The 15960-nt window shown below is 72.2% G+C and carries 15 protein-coding genes and 1 pseudogene; 6 read left to right on the top strand and 10 right to left on the bottom strand.

Annotation, left to right across the window (positions count from 1 at the left end; translation table 11 throughout):
- Window positions 1-110 precede the first annotated feature (110 nt).
- The 6 genes and pseudogenes from AD017_RS17120 to AD017_RS17095 form a co-directional block, all read right to left on the bottom strand.
- Window positions 111-1103 (bottom strand): annotated as a pseudogene (locus AD017_RS17120) (MCE family protein); the annotation flags it as partial.
- On the bottom strand, window positions 1100-2554 hold the full coding sequence (locus tag AD017_RS17115) for an MCE family protein (RefSeq protein WP_060574821.1): 1455 nt from the start codon (window positions 2552-2554) through the stop codon (window positions 1100-1102). The pseudogene AD017_RS17120 and the gene AD017_RS17115, both read right to left, overlap by 4 nt.
- Window positions 2551-3393 carry an ABC transporter permease gene (locus AD017_RS17110; RefSeq protein WP_060574820.1) on the bottom strand — a complete coding sequence of 281 codons (843 nt, stop codon included), beginning with the start codon at window positions 3391-3393 and terminating at the stop codon, window positions 2551-2553. The genes AD017_RS17115 and AD017_RS17110 overlap by 4 nt, the downstream gene beginning before the upstream one ends.
- A 1-nt stretch (window position 3394) precedes the next feature.
- Window positions 3395-4174, bottom strand: a complete 780-nt coding sequence (locus tag AD017_RS17105) for an ABC transporter permease (protein WP_060574819.1) — start codon at window positions 4172-4174, stop codon at window positions 3395-3397.
- The gene (locus AD017_RS17100; RefSeq protein ID WP_060574818.1) at window positions 4171-5301 is read right to left on the bottom strand and encodes an ABC transporter ATP-binding protein; all 1131 of its coding nucleotides are present in this window, start codon (window positions 5299-5301) and stop codon (window positions 4171-4173) included. Before AD017_RS17100 ends, AD017_RS17105 begins: the two co-directional genes overlap by 4 nt.
- A 308-nt stretch (window positions 5302-5609) precedes the next feature.
- A complete protein-coding gene (locus AD017_RS17095) occupies window positions 5610-6176 on the bottom strand; it encodes a TetR/AcrR family transcriptional regulator (RefSeq protein ID WP_145982522.1) in 567 nt (188 codons plus the stop codon).
- Between the two features lie 189 nt (window positions 6177-6365).
- Here AD017_RS17095 and AD017_RS17090 point away from each other — a divergent pair, with 189 nt between their 5' ends.
- From AD017_RS17090 to AD017_RS17080, 3 genes are read left to right on the top strand one after another with little or no spacing between them, the layout of a single operon-like run.
- Complete coding sequence (locus AD017_RS17090; RefSeq protein ID WP_060574817.1) at window positions 6366-6782, top strand: SCP2 sterol-binding domain-containing protein; 417 nt, start codon at window positions 6366-6368, stop codon at window positions 6780-6782.
- Window positions 6779-8047, top strand: a complete 1269-nt coding sequence (locus AD017_RS17085) for a cytochrome P450 (RefSeq protein ID WP_060574816.1) — start codon at window positions 6779-6781, stop codon at window positions 8045-8047. Before AD017_RS17090 ends, AD017_RS17085 begins: the two co-directional genes overlap by 4 nt.
- The gene (locus tag AD017_RS17080; RefSeq protein ID WP_060574815.1) at window positions 8044-9060 is read left to right on the top strand and encodes an LLM class F420-dependent oxidoreductase; all 1017 of its coding nucleotides are present in this window, start codon (window positions 8044-8046) and stop codon (window positions 9058-9060) included. Before AD017_RS17085 ends, AD017_RS17080 begins: the two co-directional genes overlap by 4 nt.
- A gap of 16 nt (window positions 9061-9076) precedes the next feature.
- Here the strand turns inward: AD017_RS17080 and AD017_RS17075 are convergent, their stop codons facing one another.
- From AD017_RS17075 to AD017_RS17060, 4 genes are all read right to left on the bottom strand, one after another.
- On the bottom strand, window positions 9077-9979 hold the full coding sequence (locus tag AD017_RS17075; RefSeq protein WP_060574814.1) for an oxygenase MpaB family protein: 903 nt from the start codon (window positions 9977-9979) through the stop codon (window positions 9077-9079).
- Window positions 9980-9990: 11 nt separating this feature from the next.
- Window positions 9991-10971 carry a R2-like ligand-binding oxidase gene (locus AD017_RS17070; RefSeq protein ID WP_010243236.1) on the bottom strand — a complete coding sequence of 327 codons (981 nt, stop codon included), beginning with the start codon at window positions 10969-10971 and terminating at the stop codon, window positions 9991-9993.
- Window positions 10972-10997: 26 nt separating this feature from the next.
- Window positions 10998-12107 (bottom strand): NDMA-dependent alcohol dehydrogenase, encoded by a 1110-nt coding sequence (locus AD017_RS17065; protein WP_010243234.1) that lies wholly within the window; start codon window positions 12105-12107, stop codon window positions 10998-11000.
- Between the two features lie 91 nt (window positions 12108-12198).
- The gene (locus tag AD017_RS17060; RefSeq protein ID WP_060574813.1) at window positions 12199-13500 is read right to left on the bottom strand and encodes a sensor histidine kinase KdpD; all 1302 of its coding nucleotides are present in this window, start codon (window positions 13498-13500) and stop codon (window positions 12199-12201) included.
- Window positions 13501-13562: 62 nt separating this feature from the next.
- On the opposite strand from AD017_RS17060, the gene AD017_RS17055 reads away from it, so the two are divergent.
- The 3 genes from AD017_RS17055 (at window position 13563) to AD017_RS17045 (ending at window position 15943) form a co-directional block, all read left to right on the top strand.
- Window positions 13563-14231 (top strand): response regulator transcription factor, encoded by a 669-nt coding sequence (locus AD017_RS17055; protein WP_010243230.1) that lies wholly within the window; start codon window positions 13563-13565, stop codon window positions 14229-14231.
- Window positions 14232-14367: 136 nt separating this feature from the next.
- Window positions 14368-14778 carry a hypothetical protein gene (locus tag AD017_RS17050; RefSeq protein ID WP_010243228.1) on the top strand — a complete coding sequence of 137 codons (411 nt, stop codon included), beginning with the start codon at window positions 14368-14370 and terminating at the stop codon, window positions 14776-14778.
- A gap of 64 nt (window positions 14779-14842) precedes the next feature.
- Window positions 14843-15943, top strand: coding sequence for a CaiB/BaiF CoA-transferase family protein (locus AD017_RS17045; RefSeq protein ID WP_060574812.1), 1101 nt, complete (start codon window positions 14843-14845; stop codon window positions 15941-15943).
- Window positions 15944-15960: the final 17 nt, after the last annotated feature.

The following is a 15960-nucleotide window of genomic DNA, read 5'->3' as shown; positions in this document are numbered from 1 at the left end:
CCGGGCGACGAGCCGTCGGTCGGGCCGGTACCGCCCGGGCCGAGCCCGGACGGGTCCGGGCCGCAGCGGCGCTCGGGGTTCTGCGCCAGCCCGCCCAGACCGAGGTCCTCCAGCGAGGTCGGCGGGAGGATCGGCGAGACGCCGATGTTCCCGTCGAGGCCGCACAGGTAGAAGTTGAACCAGCTGCCGTAGGAGCCGACCCGGGCGATCCGGTTCAGCTTGAACGGCGCGTACTCCAGGAACCGCTCGATCGCGGGCCGGCCCTGGTCGAGCTGGGTGGCCAGGTCGCCGAGGTTGCGGATGTCGTCGCGCAGCGCGGGCCGCGCGTCCTCCACGAACGACCCGGTGACCTGGGTCAGCGTGCCGATGGACTCGATCGCGTTCCCGATCGGCTCACGGTCCTGGGCGAGCCCCGACACCACGGCCTGCAGCGAGCTGATCAGCTCGTTGAGCCCCTGGTCGTTGTCGTTGACCGTCTGCAGGGTCAGGTTCAGGTTGTCGATGACCTGCCCGATCACCTGGTCGCGGTCGGCGACGGAGTTCGTCAGCGACGACGTCGACGCGAGCAGCGACTGCACGGTGCCGCCCTCGCCCTGCAGGACCTGGACGATCTCCATCGACAGCTTGTTGATCTGGTCCGGGTCGAGTCCCTGGAACAGCGGCTGGAAGCCGTTGAACAGCACGGTCAGGTTGACCGCGGGCCGGGTGCGCTCCAGCGGGATCTGGCCGTCGGCGGGCAGCGTCTCGCCGGTCGGGCCCGCGCCCTGGTCGAGCGCCAGGTAGCGCTGCCCGATGAGGTTCTTGTACTTGAGCGCCGCGTTGGTGGACGCGGGCAGCTGCGTGGACGAGTTCACGTCGAACTCGACCTCGGCGACGCGCCGGTCGACGATGCGGACGTCCTTCACCGACCCGACGACGACGCCGGCGATCCGGACGTCGTCCCCGGCCAGGAGGCCGGTCGCGTCGGTGAACCGCGCGGTGTACTCGGTGGTGTCGCCGCCACGGGCGTTCGCGATCGTCAGACCGAGGACCGTGGTCCCGAGCGCCGTGACCAGCGCGAACACCAGGAACTTGATCAGCGGGGAGAGCGGGAGCCTGCTCACGTCAGCGTCACCTCCGCCCCGCGCAGCAGCGGGCCGACCATCGTGCTGCTCCAGGCCGGGACGGCCTCCGGGGAGCCACCCTGCTGCGCGGCCAGCAGCTGTGCGACGACCTGCTGCTCGCCGGGTGAGTTGGCGACGCCCATGTCGACGGCGCCGGACTGGTGCTCACCGCTGGTGTGCGAGCTCGGCTGGATGCCGGCCTGCCCGAGCGCCGTCGTCAGCGGGGGCAGGATCCCGGCGCCGTTCTGCGCGCTCTGGTCCTGGACCAGGCCGAAACTGTCGGTGCCGTCGTAGGTGCCGAAGGTGTCGACGCCGAAGTCCTCCGGGTTGCCCATCGGCTGGCCTGCCGGGCCGGGGCCGGGCACCGAGCCGTCACGGAACGGGCCGTCCGGCGGGTACTGGGTGCCCTCCGGGACCGGGATCGGGTAGCAGCGCGGGCCGCGGTCGTCGCCGTACTCGGGCTCGTCCTGGTTCGGCAGGTACTTGCCCTTGCTGGCGACGATCTCCAGCGTGATGTTGACGCCGACCCGGTCGGTGCCCGGCCGGATCGCGTCGTTGATCTTCGGGACCAGGTCGACGAGCTGGCGGGTCAGGCACGGGAACTCGGGCGAGTACCGGGCCAGGGTCTCCAGCGTGGGCCTGCTGGCGCTCGAGACGCCGATGATGTTGTCGCCGTTGGCGTCGAGGAAGGCCCGCAGGTCGTCGGACGCCCCGGTGACGGAGCGGTACAGGTTCCGCAGCCCCTCGCGCTTCTCGACGATCGTCCGGCTGGTGACGGTGAGGTCGTCGAGCGCGTCGAGCAGGTCCGGCGCCGCGGTGTTCAGGTTGTCCGAGAACGTCGCGAGCTGGCGGATGTCCTCCTGCAGGTCCGGCACCGCCGGGTTCAGGCCCTCGACCAGCGTGTTGAGCTGGGTCAGCGTCTGTCCCAGCTGGTCACCACGGCCCTGCAGCGCCTGGGACAGCGAGCTCAGCGTGGTCGCCAGGTCCTGCGGGCGGACGGTCTGCAGCAGCGGGAGGAGCTCGTCGAGCACCCGCTCGACCTCGATCGCGCCCTGGCTGCGGTCCTCGGGGATCACGTCGCCCGCGGTGAGGCGCGTCGTCGCCGGGGCCTGCGGCGGGACCAGGGACACGAACTTCTCGCCGAACAGCGTCTTCGGCAGCAGCTGCGCCTGGACGTTCTCCGGGATCTGGTCGATCAGCGCCGGGTTCATCGACATCTCGATGCTGGTCGTCTGCCCGTCCGAGGTGACCTGGTCGACCTCGCCGACGATGAGCCCGCGCACCTTGACGTCGGCGCGCTCCTGCATCTGGGTGCCGACCCGGGCGACGTTGAGGGTCACCGGGACGCCGGAGGAGAACAGGCCCGAGTACTGCGCGACGGCGAGGCCGAGCAGCACCACGATGACGGTGACGAACGCCAGGCCCTGGAGGACTCGCTTGGGGGACCTCATCCGGCCACCCGCACCGAGGTCGAGGTGCCGAACATGACCAGCGTGAGGAAGAAGTCCAGGATCGCGGTGCTCACGATGGACAGCCGCACCGCACGCCCGACCGCGACGCCGACGCCCGCCGGGCCGCCCTTGGCCGCGTAGCCGTAGTGACAGTGGATCAGGATGATCACCGTCGCGAAGACGATCACCTTCAGGTACGACAGCAGCACGTCGCTGACCGGCAGGAACAGGTCGAAGTAGTGGTCGTAGGTACCACCGGACAGTCCGTTGACCAGGGTCACGTTCAGGCGGGCGGCGGCGTAGCTCGCGAGCATGCCCAGCGTGTAGATCGGGATGATCGCGACGATCCCCGCGATCACCCGGGTGGTCACCAGGTACGGCACCGACGGCACCGCCATGACCTCCAGCGCGTCGATCTCCTCGGAGATCCGCATCGCGCCGAGCTGGGCGGTGAAGCCGGCGCCCAGTGTCGCCGTCAGCGCCGACGCGGCGACCAGCGGGGCGATCGACCGGGTGTTGAAGTAGGCGGTGATGAAGCCGGTCAGGGCCTCGACGCCGAGCGCGTCGAGCGCCCGGAAGCCCTGCAGGCCGACCAGCGAGCCGACGAACAGCGACAGCGACGCCATCACGCCGACCGTGCCCAGGATGACGATCAGCGCGCCGGACCCGAAGGAGACCTCGGCGAGCAGCCGGGCGACCTCCTTGCGGTAGTCCTTGAGCGTCTTCGGGATCCAGACGATCGACCGGGTGTACAGCGAGAGCTGGTCGCCCAGCTCCTCGAGCTGGTTCAGCGGCGCCTGCACCAGCCGGCGGGCCCGCGTGCCCAGTTGTGTGGCCATGTCAGAAGCCCTTCGGCGGGACGAGCTCGAGGTACAGCGCGGTGAGCACGAGGTTGATCAGGAACACCAGCACGAACGAGATGACGACCGCCTGGTTCACCGCGTCGCCGACCCCCTTCGCGCCGGGGGGCGGGTTCAGCCCGCGGAACGCCGCGACGACGCCGGCCACGATGCCGAACAGGAACGCCTTGATCTCCGACACGACGATGTCCGAGACCTGGGCGATCGCCGAGAAGCTGCTGATGTAGGCCCCGGGCGAACCGCCCTGGATGATCACGTTGAAGAAGTAGCCGCCGCTCACGCCGACGCAGGTCGCCAGGCCGTTGAGCACCACCGCGGTGATGCCCATGGCGAGCACCCGCGGGACGACGAGGCGCTGGATCGGCGAGATGCCCAGCACCTCCATCGCCGCGATCTCCTCGCGGATCGTGCGGGCGCCCAGGTCGGCGCAGACCGCGCTGCCGCCCGCACCGGAGATGAGCAGCGCCGTGACGATCGGCGCCGCCTGCTGGACGATCGCGAGCACCGCGCCGGCACCGGTCTGCGACTGCGCACCGAACTGGCGGGTGAGCTCGCCCAGCAGCAGCGCGATCGTCGCGCCGAACGGGATCGTGAACAGCGCGGTCGGGAGGGCCGAGACCTTGGTGACGAACCAGGTCTGCTCGATCAGCTCGCGGAGCTGGAACGGGCGCCGCAGCGACTGCTTGCCGATCTCGGCGCCGAGGCCGATGAACTTCCCGACCGGGGAGAGGACCCGGGTGACGGGGCTGGGCGCGGTCACCGGTCGCCGCCGGAGAGCTGGTGCCGCCCGGGCGGCGTGGTGTCGTCGGTGATCCGCGGGTGGATGTCGGTGGGCCGCTCGTCGGACCCGGCACCGTCACGTGCGACCTCGCGGGTCGTGCCGTCGTTCGCGGGGAGGTCGGGGCGGGCGTAGCCGGACCCGCCTGCGGCCCCGTAGGACTCCCGGATCGCCCGCTGGGCGGGCTCGGGCAGCTCGTGCATCATCGCCTCGACCCGCTCCCGGCGACGGTGCACCGCCTGCCGGTCGGGCATCCCCGACGACGCCTCGAGCTGCGGCTTGAGCGGCGGCAGGCCCTGCAGCTCCCCCGCCTCGGCCATCTCCCGCTCCGCCTGGCCCGCGTCCTTCTCCTCCGACATCCCGATCGGCCCCTCACGACGGCCGTTGAGGAACTGCGCGACCACCGGCTCCTCCGAGGTCAGCAGGACCTCCCGCGGACCGAACATCGCCAGGTGCTTGCGGTACAGCAGGCCGATGTTGTCCGGCACCGTCTGCGCGGTGTTGATGTCGTGCGTGACGATCAGGAACGTCGAGTCCGTCTGCGCGTTCAGATCGATGATCAGCTGGTTCAGGTACGCCGTGCGCACCGGGTCCAGACCCGAGTCCGGCTCGTCGAACAGGATGATCTCCGGCTCCAGCACCAGCGCCCGGGCCAGCCCGGCCCGCTTGCGCATCCCGCCCGAGATCTCGCCCGGCAGCTTGCCCTCGTCGCCGCGCAGGCCGACCAGGTCCATCTTCTCCAGCACGATGTCCCGGATCTGCGACTCGCTCTTCTTCGTGTGCTCGCGCAACGGGAAGGCGATGTTGTCGAACAGGTTCATCGACCCGAACAGCGCGCCGTCCTGGAACAGCACCCCGAACAGCTTCCGGATCTCGTAGAGCTTCGACTCCGTGCATCGGACGAGGTCGGTGTCGTGGATCATGATCGACCCCTTCTCCGGCTTGAGCAGCCCGATCAGGGTCTTCAGGAACACCGACTTGCCGGTACCCGACGGGCCCAGCAGCACCGACACCTCGCCCGGGGGCAGGGTCAGCGTCACGTCCGACCAGATGTTGGCCCGACCGAAGGACTTGGTCAGCCCCTCGACCTTCACCTCGACACCGGCCACGTGTCGCCTCCTCGCGCAATCGACCGTCGGTCCGCACCGGGGGCCCGGGTACGCGGGGAGCGCGGGCCACTCTTCGGTGCTGAACGGCACAACGAGACGGACGGCACCGGGTTACTCGGAGGTACCCCAGCTGTCCGGCCAGTTTCCATAACGTGCTCTACGTTATGGTGACGGTGCGTCAGTCTTCGGTCACCGATGTAGCGGACCGTGGGTAACAGTTGCTCTCCGACGCCCATCGGACTGGTCCGAACGGCCTGATCGTCACCGATCGCCCCGTTCCGCACCGGCCGGGACACCCGGCCGGATGATCACCCGATCGGAGGCGTCACGGACCGGAGATGTTCGGGCGCGTAGGTGAGGATCAGGCGCTGGAAGTCGTCGAACAGCACCCGGAGCAGGTCCCGGTCACGGGGGTCGCACGTCTGCTGGAAGCCGGCCATCAGCGAGATGCCGAGGACGGCGAGCCGGTGCGCCTCCGCGCGGTCCTCGACGACGGCACCGACGACCTGCTCCAGCGCGATCCGTCGCTGCACGTCGACCCGGGACTGGGCCCGGCCCACCTCGGCGTCGATCTGCGACCACGCGCGGATGGCCGCCTCGGCGTCGTGCCGGAGGTCGACCGTCAGCCGCTTCACCACCAGCATCCGCTCGACCGGGTCCGCGGTGGCCCTGGCCAGCTCGACCACCCGCTCGGTCTGCTCGGCCTCCCAGTACCGCAGCAGACCGCGGACGAATCCCGCCCAGCCACCGAAGTGGTGGTAGAACGAGCCGCTCGTGACGCCGAGCGACCGGCACAGCGGGCCGATCTTGAGCCCGGCGGCCCCGTCCCGCGCGAGGATCGACATGGCCGCCTCGTAGTACTGCTCGGCGGCCACCTGCCGTCCCGCTCTCCTGGCCACCTCGCGCCGCCCCGCTCTCGTCGCGCCCCGTTCCGGAGCGACCACCCTGCCACGGATCCGGGCCCACCACCCCGCCCCGAGGGCGAGGGCCGTCCACCCGTTTGACAGTAACGTACTCTACGTTATGTTCGGGACGACCGGTTCACACGACGACGTGGAGGACACGTGCCCGGCTTCGCCGACGAGGACGAGCTGTACCGCTACATCGGCGGAATCTTCGAGACCGCACTCGCCGATCCCGACCTGGAACCACGGCTGCGCGCCACCGGTCTGGTGCTGCGCCAGCAGTGCACCGACCCCGACTCCGCCCTGGTCATCGACCTCCCCGGCGGGAAGGTCTGGCGAGGATCGGACCCCGCCGCCCCGGACGCCCACGCCACGATGACGATGGCGACCGCGACCGCCAACGCCTACTGGCAGGGCACGGTCAACCTCACGTTCGCCATGGCCCGCGGCACGGTGAAGGTCGAGGGGACCGTGACCAAGCTGTTGCAGCTGGCGCCCCTGGCGAAGCGGCTGTTCCCGGTCTACGCCGAGCGGCTGCGCGCCGACGGCCGCGACGACCTGCTGGTGGCGTCGTGACGGCCGCACGGGCCCACGACCCCGTCGACATCTCCAGCCGGGCGTTCTGGGCGCGGCCACCGGACGCCCGCGAGGAGTCGTTCGCCGAGCTGCGCCGGGAACGCCCGCTGTCCTGGCACCCGCCGGCCGAGACCGACCTGCTGCCCGATCCGGACGCCCCCGGGTTCTGGGCGCTGGTCACCCACGCCGACATCACCGCGGTCAGCCGCGACGCCGAGACGTTCGCCTCCGGGCAGCGGTTCGGCGGGGTGATGCTCGAGGACGTCCCCGAGGACATGCTCGAGGCGGCGCACTCCATCCTCGCGATGGACGCGCCGCGGCACGTCCGCCAGCGCCGGGTGATCGCCTCGGTGTTCACCCCGCGCCGGGTCCAGCGGATCTCCGACCAGATCCGCGAGCAGGCCCGCCTGATCGTCGACGAACTGCTCGCACAGCCCGGTGAGGTGGACTTCGTCGGCGCGGTGTCCGCCCGCCTCCCGATGTGGACGATCTCGGAGATGATCGGCATCCCGGAGCCGGACCGGCAGCGGGTCGCGGACGCCGCCAACGCGATGGTCGGCTGGAACGACCCCGACTTCATCGGTGACGGCGACCCGATGGCCGTCCTGCTCGACGGGCTGATGACGCTGCACACCGCGTCGTTCGAGCTGTCGGCGCTGCGCCGCGAGGAGCCGGCCGACGACCTGATGACGGCGCTGGTGCAGGCCGAGGTCGAGGGGGCGTCGCTCACCGACGAGGAGATCGCCGCGTTCTTCGTCCTGCTCTGCGTGGCGGGGAACGACACCACCCGGCAGACGGCGTCGCACGCCGTCCTCGCGCTCGACCGGAACCCGGAGCAGCGACGGCTGCTCGTCGAGGAGTTCGACGACCGGATCGGGCCAGCGGTCGAGGAGTTCGTGCGCTGGGCGAGCCCGGTGCTCACCTTCCGGCGGACGGCGACGCGCGACACCGAGATCCGCGGGCAGCGGATCGCCGAGGGCGAGCGGGTCGTGATGTTCTACCACTCGGGCAACCGCGACGAGTCCGTCTTCGCCGACCCGCACGCGTTCGACGTCACCCGCGCGGAGAACCCGCACGTCGGCTTCGGCGGGGGCGGGCCGCACTTCTGCCTGGGCAGCCACCTGGCCCGGATGCAGCTGCGGTCGCTGTTCGGCGAGCTGCTGACCCGGGTGCCGGACCTGTCGGTCGGCGAACCCGTCTGGCTGGCGGGCAACTTCATCAACGGCATCAAACGGCTGCCGGTGACCTTCGGGGAGGCGTCGTGAAGCTCGGTCTCGCGCTGGGGTACTGGGCGGCGGGCCCGCCCCGCGGCACCGCGGAGAAGGTCGCCGCCGCCGAGGACCTCGGCTTCGACTCGATGTGGACCGCCGAGGCCTACGGCTCGGACGCCTTCACACCATTGTCCTGGCTCGGGGCGCGGACCACGCGGATGCGGCTGGGCACCTCGGTCGTGCAGATGTCGGCCCGCACGCCGACCGCCACGGCGATGGCGGCGATGACCCTCGACCACCTGTCGGGCGGGCGCACGGTGCTGGGCATCGGCGCGTCCGGGCCGCAGGTGGTGGAGGGCTGGTACGGGCAGCCGTACCCGCGCCCGCTCGCCCGCACCCGCGAGTACGTGCGGATCCTGCGCGACACGATCGCCCGGGAGAAGGTCGTCTCCGGCGGACCCGCCTACCCGATCCCGCACCCCGGCGGGACCGGCCTGGGCAAGCCGCTGCGGTCCACACTGCACCCGTACCGCACCGACCTCCCGATCCTGCTCGCCGCCGAGGGCCCGAAGAACGTCGCCCTCGCCGCGGAGATCGCCGACGGCTGGCAGCCGCTGTTCTACGCACCCCGCCACGACGCCCACTACCGCGAGTCGCTCGCCGCCGGCTTCGCCGCCCGCGGCGGGGAGCCGCCGGGCTTCGAGGTCGTCTGCATGGTCCAGGTCGTCGTCGACGACGACGTCGAGGCCGCCGCCGACCGCATCCGCCCGTTCCTCGCCCTCTACATCGGCGGGATGGGCGCGAAGGGCGCGAACTTCCACTACGAGGTGTTCGCCCGCATGGGCTACCCCGACACCTGCGCCCGCATCCAGGAGCTCTACCTGGCCGGGGACAAGGACGCGGCGGCGAAGGCCGTGCCGACGTCGATGGTGGAGCAGGTGGCGCTCGTCGGGCCGGAGGCGAAGATCCGCGAGGAGCTCCCGGTGTTCCGGGACTCCCTGGTCACGACCATGGTCGTGGACGGGTCGCCGGAGCACCTGCGCACGATCCGCGACCTGGTCGGCTGAGCCCGGCGGGCCCCGTTCAGACCGCGGTGTCGCGGGGCCCGTCGTGCCGGACCGGGCAGGTCGGGAACGTGCCGAGCTCCCGGACGTCGTAGCCGCTCGGGTAGCTGCGGATGTTGGGCGACTCCGTGACGGAGAAGGGCTCGGTCCGCACCGGCATCCGCCGCACGACGGTGCCCCGCGCCCGCAGGAGCAGGTCGGCGGCGATCCGGGCGGGCTTCGGCGGGAACGGGTACCCGAGGGCGTCGAGCAGCGGTGTGTCCATGAGGGACAGCACGAACCCGCGGCTCAGCGCCGCCGGCAGCAGGTGGTTCGGCGGGAACGTCGTCGCCAGCCCGAGGGTCGCGTCGGCGACGGCCCGGCCGCCCGGGTCGTAGCCGAAGTGCTCGGCCTCGTAGGTGTCGAGGAGGGCGTAGAACTCCTGCCAGGTCTCGGGGACGTCCCTGATCCCCATGTGCCTGCCGAGCCGCCGGTAGTAGTTCGCGGTCGCGACCCGCTCGACGTCGGTGTGCCGGCGCCAGCCCCACCGGTCCACCCACCGCAGCGGGACGACGACGAACGTCGCCAGGACGTAGCGCATGTCGTCGTTCGAGATGTCGTAGGACCGGTGCATCTGGTTCATCCGGCGGATCGCGGCCCGGCCCTCGACGTGGTCGAAGCCGTTCGCCAGCACCGACTCCAGGATCAGGGCGGTGTCGTCGTAGCGCTTCTGCACCCGCCCGGTGAACTCGCCGGTGCCGGCGAGCAGCCGTCCGATCGAGGGCACCGCGTAGGTGCGGAACAACGCCAGCGACAGCGCCTGCTGGACGTCCCAGGGGAACTCCAGCCCGGACAGCGCCCGGTAGATCTCGACGTAGGAGACCTCCGGGTCCATCGCCGCGAGCTCGTCGCGCCGGTCGTACCGTCCGGGCCGGGTGTCCATCCTGGTTCCTCCTACGATGCGGCGGCCGCGGCGAGGATCCGCTGGTCCTCGGCGTGGAACCGCTCCTCGAGCCGCTCGGGTTCGGCGTCGGCGTCGATCGTCAGCAGGTCGGCGCCGCGGGCCGACTCGATGGCGCCCAGCCGTCGTCCGACCTTGTCCATGGCGTACTCGGCCAGCTCGTTCAGGTCGATACCGAACGGCGCCTGCCCGTCCGGCCACCGGTCGACGGTGCCGGTGACGACACCCATCGCCGGCACCATGAGCTCCTGCATCCGGCCGTCGACGACGTCCCAGAGCGCGTCGTCGGCCGCGACGTGCCTGCGGCAGGTGAAGGTGCCCCAGGCCATGTGGCGGCGCTCGTCGTCCCCGATGTGCTTGATCACCTTCTGCATCCCGGGGAGGATCCCGCGCTCGGCGCAGATCTTGTGCCAGGTGAAGTAGCCGGTCAGCGCGAGCGTCCCCTCGACGACGTGGTTGTACGTGACCGACGCGCGGAGCTGGTTGGCAGGGCTCGGGTCGTCCGCGAGCGCGTACAGGCTCTCCGGCAGCGCCCGGGTGAAGATCTCCAGGTAGTGCTCGTTGTGCTCGATGTAGGAGTGCAGGTCACCCGTCATCCCGACGGCGTCGAACCACAGCCGGAAGGCCTGGGTGTGCTTGGCCTCCTCGTAGACGAACTGGGTCAGGTACATCTCGTCGCCGAGCCTGCCCTCCGCGGCCATCGCGGCCACGAACGGCTGCAGGTCCTGCGTCACCGACTCCTCGCCGGCCATGAACTGCGCGGCGAGCGCGCAGGTCTGCCAGCGCTCGTCGTCGGTCATCGCCGCGAAGTCCTCGGCGTCCTGCGTGAAGTCGATCGCCGACGGGTCCCAGTGCTTCCCGTTGCCCTTGCTGAACAGCCGCATCGGGAACGAGTCGGCCCGCAGCCGTCCCGCGGACAGGCTCGCGAACCCGTCCCGCTTGCCGTGCTCGATGGTGCGCGTGGTGGTGGTCAACGCTCGGCCCCCTTGCCGTGGTCGCCTTACCGGTACCTGATCAGTCCCCTGATGTTGCGCCCCGACCGCATGTCCTCGTAACCCTCGTTGACCTGGTCGAGTGTGTACTCCCGGGTGATGAGCTCCCGGAGCCGGAGCTGCCCGAGGTTGTGCATCTCGAGCAGCCGCGGCACGTCGTGCTGAGCGGCCGAGCTGCCGAACAGTGCGCCGCGGATCTGCTTCTCGTAGAGGGTGAGGTCCAGCAACGACAGCGTCGCCGTCTCCTCCTCGGCGTTCGCCAGCGCGGTGACGACGACCCGGCCGCGCTTGCCGACCAGCTGCAGCAGCGGCTGCAGCTCGGCGCCGGCCGCGACGCCGGTGCACAGGATCGCGGCGTCCGCCATCTGGCCGCGGGTCACCTCGCTGACGATCTCCCAGGCCTCGTCGATGCTCGCCGCGACGTGCGTGGCGCCGAGCTCCCGCGCGCGCTCGCGCTTGAGCTCCACCGGGTCGACGGCGACGACGTACCGGCAGCCCGCGACCCGGGCGCCCTGCACCGCGTTCGCGCCGATCCCGCCGACGCCGACGACCACGGCCGCGTCGCCGGCGCGCAGCTCGGCGGTGCGCACCGCCGAGCCGAACCCGGTGGTCACGCCGCAGCCGACCAGCGCGGCCAGGTCCAGCGGGAAGCCCTCGTCGATCTTCACCACGGACTTCACGGGGACCACGGTGTGCTTCGCGAACGTGCCGAGCAGGCACATCTGCCCGATGTCCTCGCCACGGGCGTGGAACCGGTAGGTGCCGTCGAGCTGCGGGCCCAGGGTGGCGCCCGCGCCGTCGTTGCACAGGTTCGGCAGGCCCTTGGCGCAGTACGGGCAGCGCCCGCAGGACGGCAGGAACGTCATGACGACCGGGTCGCCGACCTCCAGGTCGGTGACGCCCGGGCCCACCTCGATCACCCGGCCCGCGCCCTCGTGCCCGCCCACCATGGGGAGCACGGCCGGGAGGTCCCCGGTGACCAGGTGCTCGTCGGAGTGACACAGCCCGGAGGCCGTCAGCTCCACCATCACCTCACCGGCGCTCGGCCCGTCGAGCTCGACCTCCTCGAGCTCCCACTTGCCGCCCGGTTCCCACAGCACCGCTGCCGTCGTCCGCATGGCGGCCGATGATGGTCCGCTCGCGACGGCGGCCACACCCGCCGTCCGCGCCACGGCTGGCCCCCGGGTGCCACCCGGCGGGCGACGGGAGTCAGGCCGGCGGGAGCGGCAGGGTGAGGCGTGCGGTGAGCCCGCCGCCGTCGCGCGGGAGCAGGCTGAGCTCGCCGTCCATCGCCGACGCGAGCGCCTCGGCGATCCACAGGCCCAGCCCCGCGGTGCCGCGCCGCTCCCCCAGCGCCACGCCCTTCGCCGTCACCACGCCCTCCTGCCCCTCGGGCAGGCCGGGGCCGCGGTCGCGGACCTCGGCGGTGAGGGTGGCGCCGTCGTGTGCCAGGTGGAGGTCCACCGGCTCGTCGCCGCTGTGCCGGGCGGCGTTCTCGGCGAGGTTGGTGAGCAGCCGCCGCAGCCGCTGCGGGTCGCAGTGGACGGCGGCGTCGGGCGGTGTGACGACGGGGCGCCGCCGCTCCGCGCTGATCCCGGCCGAGTCGAGGACGGCGTCGGCGAGATCGGCGAGCGGGATCCGGCGGGGCCGGTTGCGGCCGAGCGGGCTGCCGTCGGCGACGGCGAGATCGGCCAGCCCGTCGAGCATGTCCTGCAGGTGGGCGGCGTGGTCGGCGAGCAGCCGCGACGCCGTCCGGGCGGCGTCACCGGTCAGCCGTTCCTGGGCGAGGTCGGCCGAGAGCGCGGTCAGGGAGGCGACCGGGGTGCGGAACTCGTGCAGCACGACCCGCGCCCCGTCGAGCCGGGCCCGGCTCTGCGAGACGATCCGGTCGCGCAGCTCCCGCTCGGACAGGTACCGCTCGTGCTCGCTCTCGGCACGGGCCCGGGTGGTGGCGATGTCGGCGAGCTGGCGTTCCAGCAGCCGGACCAGCACCCCGACGAGCACGGCCGTCGCGAACAGGAACCCGGTCCACCATACGCCGGCGACGACCCGGCCGAGCAGCGACGTGCCCGTTGCCGAGCCGAACAGCGCCGCCGCGGTGTACCCGGCCCCGAGCGCGAGGGCGGCGGCCCGGCCGACCCGGTCACCGCCGCGCAGCGCGATCGCGATGACGACCAGCGGCAGGGTCGCGACCATCGGGCTCGCCAGACCGCCGGTCAGCCAGCACGCGACGACGCCGAGCACCCCGTCCAGCCCGGTCAGCACGGCCGGGCGGACCGGCAGGGTCCCGCGCAGCACCGACGTCGCCGCCAGCACCGCGGCGTAGACCGCCGTCAGCCCGATCAGCACCGTGGCGAGGACGACCCGCTCCCCGGCGAGCTCGGGGCGCAGCACGATCAGCACGACCGCCGCGAGCACCACGCACAACCGCAGGACGACGGCCGTGCGCTCCTCGGTCGTCCGCTCCGGTAGCTGGTCGGAGGGCCTGGTGGCGGCGGTGCTGGTGGTCATCCTGGACGGCCCCGCTCTCCCGGTGCGACGACGGCTGGCGCGCCCACACTAGGCTCGCGGCCGTGCCCGCCGAGCCGCACGTCGTCGTCATCGTCGACGACCACGCCCTCTTCTCCCAGGGGCTCGCCCTGCTGCTCGAGTCCCGCGCCGGTGACACCTTCCGGGTCGCCGGGTCGGCCACCGCCGGGGAGGAGGCGGTCGCGCTCGTCGGGAAGCACCGTGCGGGGATCGCGATCGTCGACCTGGCCCTGCCACCGCTCGGCGGGGTGGAGACCATCCGCCGGATCAAGGCCGCGTACCCCGCGACGAAGGTGCTCGCGCTGTCCGGCACCGAGGACCTCGACCTGGCCGCGGCGTCGCTGCGGGCCGGTGCGGACGGCTACCTCGGCAAGTCGGCGGACCCCGAGGTGCTCGTCGCGCCGCTGCTGTCGATCGCCGCCGGGGTGCGGGTGCTGCGGGCCGAGCTGCTCGACGCGCTGCTCGCGGCCTCCGACCGCACCGCCGACGGCCTGCTCGACCGGCTCGGTGACCGCGACATCGAGCTGTGGACACTGCTCGCCCGTGGCCTGGAGACCGCCGACATCGCCCGGCCGCTGCTGGTGAGCGAGCGCACGGCGAAGCGCATGATCGCGTCGCTGCTGCACAAGCTGGGTGCGACGAACCGGATCGAGGCCGCCGCGCTGGCCGGGCGCTGCGGGCTGCTCGACGAGGACCCGGCCGACCGGCCCTGAGCCGTTCCGGGCGGGACGGCCCGGGCGGGCCAGACGTGGCCCGGTGATCGGCTGGGCCGCGCCGCCCGCTGCCGCCAGACTCCCCCACGGTCACGGGCACGTCCGTGCCCGCCGCACATCTCGCGAGGAGGCGCTGATGGCCGTGTTCGCCGACGAGGCCGAGGTCTACGAGTACCTGGGCGGGGTCTTCCGGATCGGTCTGGAGGACCCGCAGCTGGTGGCCTCGCTGCAGCCGTCCGGGGTCGTCCTGCGGATCACCTACACGAAGCCGGACGCGGTGGTCACGGTCGACATGCCGAACTCCGAGCTGCACACCGGCGCAGGCAACGGCCCCGCGCCCAACATCGAGCTGTTCATGTCGGCCGACACCGGCAACAAGTTCTGGCTGGGGAAGGTCGTCCTGCCGGTCGCGATGGCCAAGGGTGACGTGCGGGCGAAGGGCCCGGTCTCGAAGCTGCTCAAGCTGCTCCCGCTGGCGAAGCAGCTGTTCGGGCCGTACAAGGCGAAGCTGGAGGCCGAGGGGCGGGACGACCTGCTGAAGGCCTGAGCCCGCCTGCACCGCGGCGCCGGGATACCGTCGCCGCGACGACACGCGACGAGGAGGTTGCCGGGTGACACGGGGCAAGGGTCCGCTGGCCGGACTGAAGGTGATCGAGCTGGCCGGGATCGGGCCCGGACCGCACGCGGCGATGATCCTCGGGGATCTCGGCGCCGACGTGGTCCGCATCGACCGGCCGTCCGGCGGGTTCTCACCGGGATCGGGCGACGCGCCCGACCCGACGGTCCGCGGGCGGCGCACCGTCACCGCGGACCTCAAGGACCCCGCGGGCCGGGAGACCGTGCTGCGGCTGGTCGAGAAGGCCGACGTCCTGCTGGAGGGCTACCGGCCGGGGGTCACCGAGCGCCTCGGCGTCGGGCCCGACGACTGCCGCACCCGCAACCCGCGGCTGGTCTACGGCCGGATGACGGGGTGGGGCCAGGACGGCCCGATGGCCCCCCGCGCCGGGCACGACATCAACTACATCTCGATGACGGGCGCGCTGCACGCCATCGGGCGTGCCGGTGAGCGCCCGGTCCCGCCGCTGAACCTGGTCGGCGACTTCGGCGGCGGCTCGATGCTGCTGGTCGTCGGCGTGCTGGCCGCGCTCTGGGAGGCCAGGGCGTCCGGTGAGGGCCAGGTCGTCGACGCCGCGATGGTCGACGGCGTCAGCGTGCTGAACCAGATGTTCTGGGGCTTCCTCGGGCAGGGCGCGTGGACCGACGAGAAGGACTCCAACCTGCTCGACGGGCACGCCCCGTTCTACGACACCTACGCCTGCGCCGACGGCGGGTACATGGCCGTCGGGGCGCTGGAGCCGCAGTTCTACGCCCAGCTCCTCACCGGTCTCGGGCTGACCGACGACGAGCTCGGCCACCAGTACGACCGGGCGGGCTGGCCCGCGATGCGGGCCCGCTTCACCGAGGTGTTCGCGTCGAAGCCGCGGGACGAGTGGGCCGCGGTCTTCGAGGGCACCGACGCCTGCACCACCCCGGTACTCTCCTTCGGCGAGGCCGCCGAGGACGCGCACCTGGCCGCGCGGGGCACGATCGTCACCGCGGACGGCGTCCCGCAGGCCGCGCCCGCGCCCCGGTTCTCCCGGACCGGCACCGCGACCGCGACGCAGGGCACCGGCCCGGAGGACGTCGACGCCGTCCTCGCCGACTGGGTCTGAGCGCACCGCCCCGGCAC

The organism is Pseudonocardia sp. EC080619-01 (assembly GCF_001420995.1).
GTDB lineage: Bacteria > Actinomycetota > Actinomycetes > Mycobacteriales > Pseudonocardiaceae > Pseudonocardia.
The sequence above is the reverse complement of the archived record's forward strand: the minus strand, read 5'-3'. Positions and strand labels throughout refer to the sequence as shown.

Coding starts and splice junctions, on each gene's coding strand:
- AD017_RS17115 (WP_060574821.1), bottom strand. CDS start 2,554: ATGAGGTCCCCCAAGCGAGTCCTCCAGGGCCTGGCGTTCGTCACCGTC.
- AD017_RS17110 (WP_060574820.1), bottom strand. CDS start 3,393: ATGGCCACACAACTGGGCACGCGGGCCCGCCGGCTGGTGCAGGCGCCG.
- AD017_RS17075 (WP_060574814.1), bottom strand. CDS start 9,979: ATGGACACCCGGCCCGGACGGTACGACCGGCGCGACGAGCTCGCGGCG.
- AD017_RS17065 (WP_010243234.1), bottom strand. CDS start 12,107: ATGCGGACGACGGCAGCGGTGCTGTGGGAACCGGGCGGCAAGTGGGAG.
- AD017_RS17060 (WP_060574813.1), bottom strand. CDS start 13,500: ATGACCACCAGCACCGCCGCCACCAGGCCCTCCGACCAGCTACCGGAG.
- AD017_RS17050 (WP_010243228.1), top strand. CDS start 14,368: ATGGCCGTGTTCGCCGACGAGGCCGAGGTCTACGAGTACCTGGGCGGG.